Genomic DNA, 16342 nt, shown 5'->3' with positions numbered 1-16342 from the left:
TTAGAATATACAAAGAAGTCTTTCTAGAAATGAAAAGTAAAAATTGTAGATTAAAAAGCTTTTCTTTATTCTTTAAGGCTATCTCAAACACTAGGCATGAGATGTGGGTATCAGTGCAGGTACTGATTGCCATTACTATAATATTAGCGTTCATGCTATGGGCTGTAGAGTCTTCCGTGCAGTCTGAATTTGATTTATGGGGCAGCTTAACATGGCCATTCGTGCAATATATACAAGACCCAGGAGGTATTGCAGACTATAAGCCCTTGACTATCTGGGGGCGTGTCATTTCGGTGTTTGTTGGTATCATCGGTGTTGCTATCTTTGCTGTTCCAGCCGGACTCATCGGCTCGGGTTTCATGGATGCAATTGCTGAAGATCGGAAAGAACAACAACTGAAAGAGGCCAGCATTGTTCTACATAAGCGATTTCGCCGCATTGGACAGTCAAATTCTTGGTTTCTGAACGAAGATGGCCTGAAACGAACCTATAAGTTTGTGCCTAGATATCGCTCATTAGCCTATTTGCAGGTGAAAACAGGAATGACTGCAGATGAAATTATAGCTACTGTCAACTATTGTCCAGATATGCGTTTGTCTAATTTGGCCTCCACAGAACGTATTGCCGACAAGCCTCAAGACCGTCTTGTGGTTCAACATTTCCCACTGAATAGAGAATATGGCTGCTGCCTGGACCGTGAATCAGATGTCACAATCGTGGCACCTTCAGCTGCTAGTCAAATGGGGTCTGGAAACTTGGCTTTTTCCCTTGCGGCCATGGGTGGTTTCAACTATGTCAGTAAAGAAATTGAGCCCTATCCCGATGAACCCTTTGGATTCTTTTCTATGGATAAAGATGATTTGAGTATCATTGGTGATTATGAGACAAAAGAAATCGTAGAGTCTCAAGCACTTCATTTTATGGATGATCTTAGACAATTCAAGAAAAGAAGTGAAGAAAACAATCATCGTCACTGGTTCATTTTTATTTTAGGAACTACGAAATCACTTGAATGTCAAATCAATATATGGAGACTTGCTACTGACAAGAAAAAGAATTTGGAAAATAGAATTTTCTGCAGCAATAACAACAGAGAATATGGAAGCCTTGTTTTGAAAAGTGATGAAAACAAGTTGCAAAGCATTTTCCAAGAAATCCGCAGCAAGTTAACTGAAAAGAAAGTTACTATTCGTGATATAGAACAGGACATTGTATCAGAGCTGGATAATACAGATCGATGGAAAAGCATCAACAATAAAAATATTATGGTGAGATTGGGTGGTGGCGTTGATTGTAATGCTTTATCATTTCGTATCGCATACGAAATCTTAATTTATAACAATTCCCATCTTGCAATAGCCAAAGATATTGCTGATGCTATTAAGAATCAGATAGAACCAGAACGAATATTGCCTGAGTCTGCAGAGAAGTGCTTTTTGAAGGAAGGCGATGGTTTTGCTGATGATTTTGGTAAAGAAGAATTCTTCTTTCAATCACCTAACAAATTGAAAGAGATGATAAACAAGTGGAATTCTGAAGTCATTGATAAGTTCGAACACTTAGACCTTGATGGCAACGAGCAAGAAGATTATGTCAAGCGGCATAAAGCACCATGGTACCAGAATTAGCATATTAGAGAAGAAGAAAACAATAAAGAAAAAGTAAAATAGGTTATAATGAGTAAAATATTCAAACATTTCACTTTGTTAGACTTTGATCGTTCTTTTTCAAAAGGTTTGGGAAGTCAACTTGCATGGTTGGCAGGAATCATGTGCCTAGTTTATATTGTTCTTACGGCCATCAGCTATATAGGAGAGATGTATGCCGGAAACGGAAACAGTAGGTTTCTAGATATCCTCCTAGTACTAATAGACCCAGGCTCTGGAAGCGAGTCTATGTCTTCAACACTCGTCATTGTATGTGCAGTTTTAGGCCTGATTATCTTCAGTGGCATGTTGATTTCAGTGATCAGCAATGTTTTGGAACGACGAGTTGAGAGTTACACAAAGGGAGAAACTAATTACAATATAAGTGATCATATTGTCATTCTAGGATTCAACAAGAGCATTCCGTCGCTCATCAAACATATCCTTGAAAATAAATATCAGGGAGAAGACCCATATATATTAATCATATGTAATCGTAATATAGAGGAAACAAGAGACTGGCTTCATGCTAGTATTTCTGATCAACACGAAGACAACATCATCTTGATGAATGGTGTAAGGAATAAAGAAGACGATATAAAACGCCTCAGATTGGAACACGGGGTTAAAGAAATCTACATTCTTGGTGAAGAAGATGAACCGGCCCCCGCTCATGATGCAATTAATATGGAATGCGCCAATATTATTGCTACGATACTCAAAGACAAAAATATAAATACGAAAATAGAATGTCATGTCCAGCTCGATTCTCAGATAATGTTCTCTATACTGCAGAAAACAGAGGTTGACGAGGTAATTAAAGAACAACTGATATTCCATCCGTTCAATTTCAACGAAATATGGGCACAGAAAGTCCTTGCCACAATTCCTAATGAATACAAGTCACTTGACGATAAAGGCATTACTAGAAACAGCAATAAGCATGCCCATCTTATTATCGCCGGAATGAACCCTATGAGTTGGTCTTTGGCAGTTAACGCAGCACACATTCTTCATTTCCCGAATTTCAAAGAAGGAGATTTCAATACATGCTCAACGATTACATTCATTGATACCGAAGCAGTATCAAAGGGCAAAGAATTCAGAGGTCATTTTAGGAATCTTTTTGATTTAGCCAGATGGAGGGATGTCAATGATAATCAATGTATGAATAAGGATGAATACTGGACAGATCCAATAGCAGATGAGAACAGCCATTCTACATACAAGCATCTTAGCACGATTAATTTCATGGACATTCAATGGGAGTTTATCGAAGGGAACATTTTTAACACGAATATTCTTAAATATATCGAGTCTGTTACGACACAAGAAAATACGATTGCAACAATTGCTTTGTGCGAAGAAGAATCAGACAAGAACTCATCAATTTGTCTTTCCCTCTCTGAAGCTACAAGATTAAGTGCAAATGAAATACTATTACGTCAAAACGAAAGTGATATTGCTATCGAAAAACTTAAAGAAGTATACGGTTTTGAAAACATCAAAGCATTCGGCATGATGAACGAATGCTACAAGGAAAACTTAATCTCCGACAAATATGGAAAACTAATCAATGCTTGTTACGGAGATTATTCTACTGGTAAGCGCCAGGAGGTGGATATTAACGACGAAAAAGCAGTAGAAGACTTATGGGAGAAGGAGAAAAACCAATTAAATAAATGGTCAAGTATCTATTGCGCAAATATGTTATTCTACAAACTTCGTTCATTAGGAATTGATGTATCAGCTGGTTCTAAAAAAGTATTTTGCGAAGACATCAAAAATGCCGCAACCAATTGCATGTCAGGTTTGACTAGACTTGAACATTACCGTTGGGTAACAGAAAAGCTATTACTAGGATTCAGACCATTATTAAATGACGATGAAATACAAGAATGGTCAAAAAATAAAAAATTAATGAAAAAGCAAATGAAGCATATCGACATTTTGCCATTCTCTAAGCTACCTAAGAATGAACAGGAGAAAGACAATGACGTGAATACACATCTTCATCTTCTTTATGAGATTGTTGAGAGGGATCTAGGTAGCGCTTTCCCTAGCGCAGGCACCACTTCTTGATGGTACCATTGCTGCGGCGATAGTTATGCTGGCCTCATTGAGGAAGCAATGGAACGAGGGCTGTAGCAGGGCCTGCAAGAGGGTGTGTAGTTGCTGGAGCGACATCTTATCGGCTGGCACATGGTCAAAGGTGATATGAGGAATGGGCGATGATCGTTTTGGGCATTCAGACCATCGGCCATAATTCTGGATTCGCCGGCAAGGGTTTGGATCTGCGGGGGCACCTGGGTGGATGACAGGCAGATGATGTGTTTTGTACCGTTGGTGGTAGTGAACGCATCAAGTTAACGATAGTAAATGGTATAAGCATACACTTCCACACGGTGGTATAATGGTTCAATAGTTCAAATCCGTTTTCGGCTGCAAATTATATTAACTCTGCCGATTTGTTTATTTTGTGTTGGTCAGAAAATGCAGCTAAAAGTGCTTATGTAGAGAGGGAACGCAACCAGGCTTTAGATCGGGCATACCCCAAAGTTAAACCCATAGAAAAAGCTCCTCTTTTCATATATCCGCTTAGTATTAAGCCAAGGGCAGAATTGCCAGAAGACATGAAAAGTGTTTATAATTTCTAGCAAATATAAAAGGTACGAACTGCTGTGACATATTACATAGACAAAAATAATAGAATAGGCACAGTCTATAATATTGTTGCAAGGTTAATCATTTCCACCTCAATCTTGCAAAAGTGATTTAAGGGTATGTTGAATTACACAACAAATGGGAAATCTAACAATCGAAATATAAAAATGAGCGAATCAGGCAGATCCGCCCATTTGAATGTGATGATTATGGAACGTAGTTACAGTACTATGCACACAAAACGTCGGTACTTTCATCGGCAAGTTGGGGCAAGGGATTCCTCTGACTCTGCTTGGCGCCAACCTTTATAAGCTTGCCACAAGACTGCAGGATGCTCTGTCCACCGGGCTGCAGCTTCTTCTCGCCTTCGTTGTAGGCATCAGTGGCAGCTCCTAAAGCCCTGCCGATGGCCTGATACTTCTTCATGAACTGCCCTACTCTGTCGAGAATCTCATTAGCCAGTCTGAATACTTCCTCCTGGTTCTGGGCCTGAGCAATCTGAGTCCATGTAAGATTGATGATGCGCAGCGCAGCAAAGAGCGACTGCTCATCGGCGATGAACACATTCTTATCCATAGCCTTACGCCAAAGGTCGGGCTGTGCATTCAGTGCAGTCCAAAGGGCACCAGTGTGAGGCACAAACATGATGACGTAGTCCATCTTCACCTTAGGTGCCTTGATGTATGAAGAGTAGTCCTTAGTTGACAGTTCCTTCACATGCTTGTTAATACTATCGACATGTGCCTTCAGGAATCTATCCCTATCTTCCTCGTTCTCTGCATTCGCATAGTCCATAAAAGCTGTCAACGACACTTTAGAGTCGATAATCACTTCGCGCTGCTTGTCCAAGTGAAGTATCACGTCTGGGCGCATCTTCGAACCTTCGTCCGACACAATGATGTTGCCATTCTTATCTCTGAGATAGGGCTGCACATCGTAATGTACACCTTTGGTAAGTCCCTGAGACTCCAGTAACTCATCGAGAACAGTCTCACCCCAGTCACCCTGTACCTTTGAACGGTGTTTGAGGACATTTGCAAGTTCATCAGCACTCTTCTTGGCAGCTTCACTCTGTCTCATCATGATAGAAATCTGCGACTTCATCTCTCCACCCATTTCTGTCTGCTTAAGGGTACTCTCATCCATAGCTCGTTTCATCTTGTCGAGCGACTCCTTGAGTGGGTTTACAATCTGGCCAATATTCTCATTACTCGCCGCAGCAAACTCCTCCTGACGCTTTTTCAGAAGATCTTCGGTAGCCGATTTGACCTGTGCAGTAACTTTCTGCATAGTTTCATTGAAGCGTGACTGCTGGGCTGATAGTGCTTCTTGCTGTCTCTTCTCCTGCGCAGCAATAGCCTCCTTGTGCCTCTTTTCCTGAGCTTCAAGTGTCTGCTGATGACGCGTTTCCTGGGCAGCGATACTTTCTTGATGTCGCTTCTCCTGAGCATCAATCAGGTTATTGCAGGCCTTGTCCTTAGCCTCAATCATGTTCTCACAGGCCTTATCCTTTTCAGCCAAGACAGTTTCCAGTTTCTCTTGAGCCTCATCCTTGACATGTTGCATCTGAGACTGAAGGTTCTCTACTTGGTTCTGAAGCATCTTCTGGCGGTTCTGCATAGCCCAAACTCCCACTAACACGCCAAAAACAACACAAACAATTGCAATAATCATTATCTCCATATTCTTAACAATTTAAATAAAACAATAATCTAGCACTCCTCCTGAGATTTTTTTATAATACCTGCAGGAATCTCGACAGAATAATCCACATAGTCCATATCGAGACTAGCATTCATATGATCGTAGAAGAAGGACGCAGCCTCATCATCCGACAGTTCGTTGACGTAGTCGTCGAGCCACTCATAGAAGGCATCATACTTTTCTTCTTCAACATCATCGGGATCACTATCAGTCTCATCTGATTCAAAACTAAAACCAAGTTCCCGTTCGCAATAGTTCATCAGTTCCTCTGTATCGTATTCGAAGTAACCGTTGTTATAACCCTCCCATAGCCAGTGGAGCTCTTCAGCTTTGTAGGCCATGTTGTGATAGGCATCGTCGAGTTTCGCGTAAAGATCAGGATGAGTAGTAGCGATACCAAGCTCATCGACTTCGGTGGTTCCCTTCTCTTTGATAAGCTGGACGAGGATGTTCACTTCCTCGTCAGAGAGTTCTACTGCACTCTCACCGTTTACTGTTACTGCACCGTGATGGGACATTCCGAGGCACTGCTCGCTTTCAATACTGTATAAAGCCATAATTATTACGTTTTTAATGAAACATTCTATAGTATTAGTACACGAAAAGGGAAATATCTAACAAGGAAAGTATTCAAATATTCATTTATTCACATGTACAGGAAGAGGTTCGTGGTATGTGTATGTAACCCTGACGGCTGTGTATGCTTGGTCGTCGGATTTTTGAACCAGCCATTCGACCAGTATGCCTTTCTTCCTTAGGGGGAACAGATCTCCTGTTGCCAGACGCCACACGTCAACAGCGAAATAGGTAAAAAGGAAAATAAACAAATACAGCTTTGTATATTTCCACACACCGCCCCAGACTTGTTTATTGTATCTCATACGCAACAGTATTATTGTTTCTGAGGATTAAGTATAGTATGTTGGATGGAAATCAGAAAAACAATTCATACGTATGAATATATTCAAGTATTCATTTATTCACATAGACAGGAAGGGATATTTTATCGGAGGCGTCACTTATAGCCTATTTTGTTTAACTCATTAAACAAAAACAAGGAAATATATGTAAGTTCATTAAACAAATAGTGTTTTTGCCCCTACTTTTGGATAAAAATGGCAATTTTTTGCCCCGACTTTTGGATTTTTCACTTCTCCGTTTCGGTTACGAAGCAGGCCACGAGGCCGTAGGTGATGGTGGGGCGGATCCATATCTCAACCAGCAGATACTCGGTGTATTCGTTGATAGGTTCGAGATCTTGGCGTTTTTTTAAAATTTTGCAAAACTATCTTAAATACTGCAAAACACAAGCCACCACACCATTTTAACTTGGAGGTTTGGATTGTTTTGCTTATATTTGTTTTCAGATGATAGAGATTAAGAACGCAATAAAGGAACAGAACAAGGATATTGCCCGACTGATAATGATGGCAATGACAGACGAGTGTTGTAAGTATTTCTGTGGTGAGGGCTACGGTCTGGACGACTTTTACCGGATGATGTGCCACCTCGTAGAACGTGATGACTCGCAGTACAGTTACAAGAACACGCTGGTGGCGATGGACGATAAGCAGGTGGTGGGCGTATCGGTAAGCTACGATGGCAGCCGCCTGCACGAGTTGCGGTGTGCGTTTATCGAGGCCGCCAAGACGTACATCGGTAAGGATCATACTGGTATGGACGATGAGACACAGGCTGGCGAACTCTATCTCGACTCGCTGGCCGTGCTACCAGCCTATCGTAGGCAGGGTATAGCCCAGCAGTTACTGATGGCCACCAGGGAACGAGGCTACCTGTTGCACCTGCCCAGAGTGGGACTGCTGGTTGATAAAGGCAATCCCGACGGTGAGGCACTCTATACCAAAGTGGGATTCGAGTACCTTGACGACAATCTATGGGGCGGTCACCCCATGAAACACCTGATAATCAGTACTGCTCCTTGTGATATGCACTAATTATTTATTTGTGGTTGGCGGTGTAATCGAGAGCGGCGCCGATGGCGGTGCAGTACTGCGAGTACTTGGGGATGTGGAAACGGATGTTGTAAAGCGTTTCTAAGGCGGGGAACACCTCTTTACACTGGGGAAGCAGCGAGAGGTTGCCTATGAGCACGAAATCGCGTATATCGCTGCCTATAGAGGCGAGCCAGGCGGCTGAGCCTATCGACTGCAGTACCATATGGATTAATCCTGCTGCAATATCCTCCTTTGAGGCATCGCTCTGGGCGTTGGCAAAGTTACTGGCAGTGGTATCCATGGTGAGTCCTGGCACGGGGATGGCGCTGATGTCGCCAATGGTAAGGTCGATATTACGAATGTTACCGTGCTTGGCCATGGTGGCCACCTGCTTGATATCGCTGGTGTTGAGCATAATGCGGGCTAAGCCTGCCAAGGTACCACCACCCACACCAATACCGCCTATATGGCGCATATCGTTGCCATCGCAGCGCACAAACGAGGTACCAGTACCCATTGACACAACGATGGTGTGATCGAGCTTTGACTCGAAACGGGCACCCAGACCATCGGCAACGAACTCCTGACTCTTGGCGGTGGGCAATCCGTAGATGGGCTGATCGATATAAGCAGCACCTACGCCTGTGAGCATCACCTGATCGACATCCTGCAGATTGATATCATTATCGTGCAGATACTTGCCAAAGGCTCCGAAAAGTGACGTGATAGGATCGGCAGCGGTGATACTGATTGGAGCTGACACCTTGCCATTCTTGATTCCAACAATCTTTGTAGTTGAAATACCAACATCGATACCAATAACTATGCCCATGTTACATTAAAGATTAAACATTAAACATTAAAGATTAAACATTAAACATTAAAGATTAAACATTAAACATTTTAGGTATATATACGAAAAAACCCGGCTGTAGATAACTACAAGACCGGGCTAATGAAAGGAGGAGTGGTACCTCCAGGAATCGAACCGGGGACACACGGATTTTCAGTCCGATGCTCTACCAACTGAGCTAAGGCACCAACATTTCAAATTCGTTTTGCAAACATCCTTTCGTTGTTTTGCGGGTGCAAAGGTACGACTATTTTTCGAACCCGCCAAACTTTTAAACACCTTTTAACACTTTATTTTTTCATGCCAAAGGGTTCCAGCCTTGTGCTTTTAACGCAAACTCCTGATTATCACGGGTTACGAGTATTTGACCGAATTTTGCGTCGGTAATGTGACCAATGAGCTTAATGCCATCAATCTGCTGAATCTTCTCGTGATCGCCGATGGGAACGGTGAACAATAATTCGTAATCTTCGCCACCATTCATGGCGCAAGTAGTAACGTTCATGTTCATTTCTTCGGCCATTACGGCTGTCTGATAGTCGATAGGAATATTCTTTTCGTAGATACGGCAGCCTACCCCACTCTGCTTACAGATGTGCATGAGTTCGCTTGAGAGGCCATCGCTGATGTCCATCATAGCGGTAGGACGGATGCCTGCCTCGCGCAGCTTCTGGATGATATCGCCACGGGCCTCGGTCTGCAACTGGCGCTGCAATAGATACTCCTTACCACTGAAATCGGGCTGGAAATCCTTGAGAGCTGACAGCTGAGAGTTGAGAGTTGACAGTTTTGCATCGTTGCCGGCGGCTTTGGCTTCAGCTATCTTCTTTTGCAGATCGTTTATCTGACCGTAGTAAACGTTCTTTTCGCGCTCAAGGAGCTGCAGGCCCATATAGGCTGCACCCAGGTCGCCACTTACGCATACCAGGTCGGTATCCTTGGCGCCATTGCGGTACACAATCTCCTCCTTGGCAGCCTCGCCAATACAGGTGATGCTGATGGCCATGCCGGTATAGGATGAGGTGGTGTCGCCACCAACCACATCTACATTCCACTTTTCGCAGGCCAGGCGCAGTCCGCTGTAGAACTCCTCGATATCCTCGACACTGAAACGCTTGCTGATGGCGAGCGAAACGGTGAGCTGACGGGGGGTGCCGTTCATGGCGAAGATATCGCTGATGTTTACCATGGCCGACTTGTAGCCCAGGTGCTTGAGGTCGATATAAGTAAGGTCGAAGTGTACGCCCTCCATCAGCATATCGGTGGTAACGAGTACCTGCTTATCGGGGTAGCTGAGTACGGCGCAATCATCGCCAACACCTTTTACGGTGCTGGCGTTCTTGATTTCGATATCCTTTGTTAAACGGTCGATAAGACCGAATTCTCCTAATTTTGCTATTTCCATCCTTCAGTTGGGTGATCGGTATTAAACTTGTCTTGGTTGTGAGCCTGGATACGCTCGGCTCGGATAATCATCTCGCGCATAATGGCAGTCATCTTGGGCTGTGCCATGTTGGCAGCCTCCTGCACCTCCTCGTGACTTACCTCGACGGGCACGTCGAAGCCACCCAGGTCGGTGATGACCGAGATACCAAAGGTTTTGATGCCACAGTGGTGGGCTACGATTACCTCGGGTACGGTACTCATACCTACGGCATCGCCACCAAAGATGCGATACATCTTATATTCGGCAGGGGTCTCGAAGGTGGGGCCCTGAACGCCTACATACACACCATGCTGCACGGGGATATTAAGATCGTTGGCGATGCTGTCGGCCTCGGCAATGAGGTTGTGATCGTAGGTTTCGTGCATATCTGGGAATCGGGGACCTGTGGGGAAGTTCTTACCACGCAGCGGATGCTCGGGGAAGAGATTGATGTGATCGGTGATAATCATCAGGTCGCCAATCTTAAACTGGGGGTTCATACCACCTGCTGCGTTCGACACATACAGGGTGTTGATGCCCAGCTCGTACATGACGCGAACGGGGAAGGTGACATCCTTCATAGAGTAGCCCTCGTAGAAGTGGAAACGGCCCTGCATGGCCATGATGTCGACACCACCTAACTTACCAAAAATGAGCTTACCCTTGTGACCCTCGACGGTTGACACAGGGAAGTTGGGTATATCTTGATAAGGAAACTCGTAAGTATCAGTTATTTCTGAAGCTAATTGTCCGAGGCCTGTCCCCAGTACTATCGCTGTTTTGGGACTTGTGGTCATCCTTTCTTTTAGCCAGGATGCTGTTTCTTGAATTTTTGTATACATATCCTAAAATTTTTTGATTAAACTCTTTTTGCTGGCCTTGCATGATAGCAATACGCAGCGGTAACGCATAAAGATGGCGCTTCACGTCGTCGGTAAGTCCATCAACCACCATCAGGCGCGTGGCATCCTTTTCGGTGGTAAGCACCAGTCGCGGTTCGGGCAGCTGGGCAAAGGCCTCGTTGATGGCCAGGATATCCTTACGTTTGAAGTCGTGATGATCGCCAAAGGTGAGAGGTGTAATCTGCGAGTGATACTGCTGCAGATCGTGCATCAACTGCTCGGGCGAGGCAATGCCTGTGAGGAGCAGAATATTCTTGCCTGCGAGCGCCTCTAAGCTATCCACGGGAGCCATATTGGGCTCGTTGGTAAATACGGGGCGCGGGGCATCGTACTCTAAGGTTGAGAAGAACAGCTGCTGATAGGGATACAGATTCATAGCCTTGGTGATGACACGGAACTCCATGGGTTTGAGGTCCTTGGGGCACTTGGTGATAATCACGATGTCGGCTCTGTCCTTAGCCTTGACGGGTTCGCGCAAACGACCGGCAGGCAGCAGGCGATCGTAGATAACCAGGCGATGGTAATCTACCAGCAGGATGTTGATACCGGGCTTGACATAACGGTGCTGGAAAGCATCGTCGAGCAGCACCACATCGATATCCAACCCGCTCTCGTCGGCAGTGAGCTTGCTGATACCACGGGTGCGCTTGCGATCGACAGCCACAGTGATATCGGGGAACTTCTGTTTCATCTGGAATGGCTCGTCGCCTATCATAGGCATGGGGGTATCCTTATCGGAGAGCACAAACCCGCTGCTTTTACGCTTGTAGCCACGACTGAGCACAGCCACATTCTGTTTGCCCTTCAGCAATCGGATAAGATACTCAACATGTGGGGTCTTGCCTGTTCCACCCACAGTGATATTGCCCACAGAGATAACGGGGGTACTGAAGGAACGGCTCTTCAAGATGCCCATCTCGAACAGCAGATTCCTGATACCCACGCCCAGACCATAGAACCAAGCCAGGCCCAGCAGCTTATTATTGATTTTGATGAAATCGCCTTCCAAAACTTTATTTTCTTTTTACTTCACACGAATGTCGTCGAGCATACGTGCCTGCATACGACTATTGTTCTTGAGATCGTTGCGAATCTGCATGAGTGGCAGATAGGCATCGCCCAACAGCTCGCGAATCTGACCATCGAGATATGAACCCTTAGGTTCCTTGTTCATGAGCTTCTCGAACCATCCTGGCTCGGCAGGATAAGCGGCGGTGTGATACTCTTGAAGCTTAGCCAGCTCGGCTGCCTTCTTAACAGCATCGTCCAAGCTACCCAGCTTGTCAACCAGCTTGATGCCAAGAGCATCGCTGGCCAGCCATACACGGCCCTGACCTATCTCGTTAACCTGCTCGGGCTTAAGACCACGACCCTCGGCTACTACATTCAGGAAATTCTGATAACCACGATTGATGTAGTTCTGCATCTGGCGCATAATCTCCTGGGTATCCTTACCTGCTACCAACTCGGTTTCGTAACCGGCAAACTGGTGGGTCTTCACACCATCGAAGGTAATGCCCAACTTATCGGTAACCAGGCCGCTGACGTTAGGAATCAGACCGAAGATACCAATACTACCAGTGATAGTGGTAGGCTCGGCAATGATATAGTTGGCAGGTGAGCTAATCCAGTAACCACCCGAGGCGGCTGCACCACCCATAGATACCACAACGGGCTTCTTGGCCTTGATGAGCTTAACGGCATGGCGGATATACTCGGAAGCCACAGCGCTACCACCACCTGAGTTTACACGGAACACAACGGCTTTCACATCATCGTCGTCGGCCAGCTTGCGCAGGTCGTCGGCTACGGTCTTACCTACAATGCAGTGACCACCGCCTTCGAGCATGTTCATGGCCTCGCTATCTACAATGCTACCATAGGCATAGTAAACAGCAATCTTACCGCCATTCTCCTTCTGCTTGCTCTTTACGTTGAGCATGTCGCTCAGGGTAAGCTGGTTAATCTCATCGTTCTTACCCAGCTTGAGGCGGGTTTTAATCTCGGCCTTTATCTCCTCGGGGAAGAGCACCTTATCAACCAGCTTGCTCTTGATGAGCTGCTCGGCAGGAGTGAATGCCAGCAGGCTATCGTTAACCAGCTTGTCGAGCTCGTCGGCCTTAACCTTACGGCCCTCGGCCATCTCCTTGAGCCAGTACTTCCAGATACCACCCAGGTAAGCCTGGCGCTGCTCGCGATCGTAATCGCTCATGCCAGTAAGGGTGTTGCTCTCTACATAGCTCTTATATTTTCCAACCTTGGCCACCTGGTACTTGATGCCAAGCTTATCGTACAATCCCTTATAATACTCGCTCTTACCACCCAGACCGCGCAGATCGACCGAGCCCTGACCATTAAGGTAGATCTTATCGGCAACGGTAGCTACATAATACGAGGCCTGTGAGTAGTTATTGGCATAAGCCACAATCCACTTGCCGCTGGTCTTGAAGTCCTTGAGTGCATCGCGCAGCTGCTGGGCTGTGGCAGGACTATCGAAGCCAGCCGAACCACCCTGGATATAGATACCCTTGATATCATCGTTGTCCTTAGCCTTGCGGATGCTGGCAATGAGATCGTCGAGACCCATAGAGCCTGTATCGCCTAAGCCTAAGAAATCGTCGAACGGTGTACCCTCTTCGGAACGCTCGTTGACAGAACCACTGAGTTTAAGCACAAACACAGAGTTTTCCTTGACCTTAGTTGCAGCCGAATCGCTGGCAACCATGCCTACCAAAGAAATAACGAAGAACAGTCCGGTAATCAGACTGAGGATAACAACACCACAGATAGTGGCCAATGTCATTTTCAGGAATTGCTTCATAAAATGTCTTTTATTGGTTACGTAACAGTTTGCAAAGATAGCAACTTTTTTGCATACAGCCAACAAATAAACGAAAAATAACACAAAAAACCGGCTGTCATCACGACACCCGGTTCTCGAAAAACAAACTACTTAAAAACTAATCTACTAAAACAAATCAAAAAAATTATTATTTGCGGTTGCAAAATTAGCGTGTTTTTATGTAACCCACAAAAATTTTGTGATTAAAAACCGCATTTTTTGGCTAAAATACCTAAAAAAGGGGACGGATTGCAGAATCCATCCCCTAAATTGTTATGCAAAGTTTGCAAAATTACATCATGCCACCCATGCCTGGGGCACCTGCCATTGGCATAGCGGGCTCCTTCTCGGGTTTGTCGCAAATAATGCACTCGGTAGTAAGGAACATACCGGCGATTGAAGCGGCATTCTCGAGTGCAACACGGGCCACCTTAGCAGGATCGATAACTCCTGCCTCGCGCAGATCCTCGTACTTATCGAGACGGGCATTGTAACCGAAGTCGCCCTTACCCTCGCGAACCTTCTGAACTACTACGGCACCCTCGCCACCAGCGTTGGTAACAATCTGGCGCAGAGGCTCCTCGATGGCACGGCAGATGATGTTGATACCTGTCTGCTCGTCGGCATTGTCGCCCTTCACGTTCTTCAGAGCCTCCTGAGCGCGGATGTAGGTTGTACCACCACCAGCTACAACACCTTCCTCGATGGCAGCACGGGTAGCGCAGAGAGCATCGTCAACACGATCCTTCTTCTCCTTCATCTCAACCTCAGAGTTAGCACCTACGTAGAGTACTGCTACGCCACCAGCCAGTTTAGCCAGGCGCTCCTGCAGCTTCTCCTTATCGTAAGACGAGGTTGTATTCTCGATCTCCTTCTTAATCTGAGCGATACGATCCTGAATGGCCTGCTTGTCGCCAGCACCGTTAACGATAGTGGTGTTATCCTTGCTTACGGTTACCTTATCGCAAGTACCCAGCATCTCGAGTGTAGCCTGCTCAAGCTTCAAGCCCTTCTCCTCGCTGATAACTACGCCACCAGTAAGTGTAGCGATATCCTCGAGCATGGCCTTACGGCGATCGCCAAAGCCAGGAGCCTTAACAGCACAGATCTTCAGACCACCACGCAGACGGTTTACTACCAGTGTGGTAAGAGCCTCAGAATCAACATCCTCGGCGATTACCAGCAAGGGGCGTCCGCTCTCGGCAGCTGGCTGCAGGATAGGCAGGAAATCCTTGATGTTTGAAATCTTCTTATCGTAAATCAGGATGTATGGGTTCTCCATCACGCACTCCATCTTCTCGCTATCGGTGATGAAGTAAGCTGACAGGTAACCACGATCGAACTGCATACCCTCAACTACACCAATGTGTGTGTCGCGGCTCTTGCTCTCCTCGATAGTGATCACACCATCCTTGGATACCTTACGCATAGCCTCGGCCAGCAGCTCACCAATCTCCTTATCGTTGTTGGCAGATACGGTAGCTACCTGCTCGATCTTATCGTAGTTGTCGCCAACCTGCTCGGCACTCTTAGCAATGTGCTCAGTAACAGCCTTAACAGCCTTGTCGATACCACGCTTCAGGTCCATGGGGTTAGCACCAGCGGTAACGTTCTTCAAGCCCTCTGATACGATAGCCTGAGCCAGGATGGTAGCTGTAGTTGTACCGTCACCAGCGTCGTCGCCAGTCTTTGAAGCTACGCTCTTAACGAGCTGAGCACCTGTGTTCTCGAACTTATCCTCGAGCTCAATCTCCTTAGCTACAGATACACCGTCCTTAGTGATCTGAGGAGCACCGAACTTCTTCTCGATAACCACGTTGCGGCCCTTAGGACCAAGTGTTACCTTTACTGCATTTGCCAACTGGTCCACACCCTGCTTCATAGCATCGCGGGCCTCAATATTGAATTTGATATCTTTTGCCATGGTTTTATTTTACTATTTGACTATTTACTATTTGACTATTAAATTGTGAAATCGTGAAATTGTCCAATCGTCAAATACGATTATTTTTCAATAATCGCCAAGACGTCGCTCTGGCGCATCATCAGATACTTGGTTCCCTCGAACTCAAGCTCAGTGCCACTATACTTACCATAGAGCACCTCGTCGCCCTCTTTCAGAATCATAGCCTCATCCTTTGTGCCCTGACCTACGGCCTTGATGGTTCCGTGGAGTGGCTTCTCTTTTGCGGTGTCGGGAATAATAATACCGCCAATCTTCTCTTCTGCAGGTGCTGGCAATACCAACACACGGTCTGCTAATGGTTTGATGTTCATAATACTACTTTATTTTTTATGTTTAAACTTTTTATTTCTGCCATGATAGCTGCCAAAACCGTGCCAAATACGG

General features: G+C 45.7%; 12 protein-coding genes and 1 tRNA gene. 3 read left to right on the top strand and 10 right to left on the bottom strand.

Annotation, left to right across the window (positions count from 1 at the left end):
• The first annotated feature begins 29 nt into the window (after positions 1-29).
• Both BLR73_RS09635 and BLR73_RS09630 read left to right on the top strand, forming a co-directional pair.
• Positions 30-1628, top strand: coding sequence for a potassium channel family protein (locus BLR73_RS09635; RefSeq protein WP_143010933.1), 1599 nt, complete (start codon positions 30-32; stop codon positions 1626-1628).
• A gap of 48 nt (positions 1629-1676) precedes the next feature.
• The gene (locus tag BLR73_RS09630) at positions 1677-3728 is read left to right on the top strand and encodes a hypothetical protein (RefSeq protein ID WP_143010932.1); all 2052 of its coding nucleotides are present in this window, start codon (positions 1677-1679) and stop codon (positions 3726-3728) included.
• A gap of 810 nt (positions 3729-4538) precedes the next feature.
• Here the strand turns inward: BLR73_RS09630 and rmuC are convergent.
• Together rmuC and BLR73_RS09620 are read right to left on the bottom strand one after the other, a co-directional pair.
• Complete coding sequence (gene rmuC / locus BLR73_RS09625) at positions 4539-5993, bottom strand: DNA recombination protein RmuC (RefSeq protein ID WP_233456462.1); 1455 nt, start codon at positions 5991-5993, stop codon at positions 4539-4541.
• Between the two features lie 29 nt (positions 5994-6022).
• Complete coding sequence (locus BLR73_RS09620) at positions 6023-6532, bottom strand: hypothetical protein (protein ID WP_091861501.1); 510 nt, start codon at positions 6530-6532, stop codon at positions 6023-6025.
• 849 nt (positions 6533-7381) lie between these two features.
• Here BLR73_RS09620 and BLR73_RS09610 point away from each other — a divergent pair.
• Complete coding sequence (locus tag BLR73_RS09610; protein ID WP_091861495.1) at positions 7382-7969, top strand: GNAT family N-acetyltransferase; 588 nt, start codon at positions 7382-7384, stop codon at positions 7967-7969.
• Between the two features lie 4 nt (positions 7970-7973).
• Here the strand turns inward: BLR73_RS09610 and coaW are convergent, their stop codons facing one another.
• From coaW to BLR73_RS09570, 8 genes are all read right to left on the bottom strand, one after another.
• Positions 7974-8801, bottom strand: a complete 828-nt coding sequence (coaW, locus tag BLR73_RS09605) for a type II pantothenate kinase (RefSeq protein ID WP_013064480.1) — start codon at positions 8799-8801, stop codon at positions 7974-7976.
• Positions 8802-8937: 136 nt separating this feature from the next.
• Positions 8938-9010: transfer RNA gene (locus BLR73_RS09600), tRNA-Phe, on the bottom strand.
• A gap of 110 nt (positions 9011-9120) precedes the next feature.
• On the bottom strand, positions 9121-10227 hold the full coding sequence (thiL, locus tag BLR73_RS09595) for a thiamine-phosphate kinase (RefSeq protein WP_091861493.1): 1107 nt from the start codon (positions 10225-10227) through the stop codon (positions 9121-9123).
• Positions 10218-11090, bottom strand: a complete 873-nt coding sequence (locus tag BLR73_RS09590; protein ID WP_091861490.1) for a purine-nucleoside phosphorylase — start codon at positions 11088-11090, stop codon at positions 10218-10220. The genes thiL and BLR73_RS09590 overlap by 10 nt, the downstream gene beginning before the upstream one ends.
• Complete coding sequence (gene lpxK, locus BLR73_RS09585; protein WP_091861487.1) at positions 10975-12159, bottom strand: tetraacyldisaccharide 4'-kinase; 1185 nt, start codon at positions 12157-12159, stop codon at positions 10975-10977. Before lpxK ends, BLR73_RS09590 begins: the two co-directional genes overlap by 116 nt.
• A 15-nt stretch (positions 12160-12174) precedes the next feature.
• Positions 12175-13971 (bottom strand): signal peptide peptidase SppA, encoded by a 1797-nt coding sequence (gene sppA / locus BLR73_RS09580; RefSeq protein ID WP_091861484.1) that lies wholly within the window; start codon positions 13969-13971, stop codon positions 12175-12177.
• Between the two features lie 313 nt (positions 13972-14284).
• Positions 14285-15916 (bottom strand): chaperonin GroEL, encoded by a 1632-nt coding sequence (gene groL, locus BLR73_RS09575; protein WP_013065434.1) that lies wholly within the window; start codon positions 15914-15916, stop codon positions 14285-14287.
• An 80-nt stretch (positions 15917-15996) separates the two neighbouring features.
• Complete coding sequence (locus BLR73_RS09570; RefSeq protein ID WP_013064936.1) at positions 15997-16269, bottom strand: co-chaperone GroES; 273 nt, start codon at positions 16267-16269, stop codon at positions 15997-15999.
• Positions 16270-16342 lie beyond the last annotated feature (73 nt).

The organism is Prevotella sp. khp1 (genome assembly GCF_900102205.1).
Lineage (GTDB): Bacteria > Bacteroidota > Bacteroidia > Bacteroidales > Bacteroidaceae > Prevotella > Prevotella ruminicola.
Note: the sequence above shows the minus strand (reverse complement) of the source record. Positions and strands in the feature narration are given on the sequence as shown.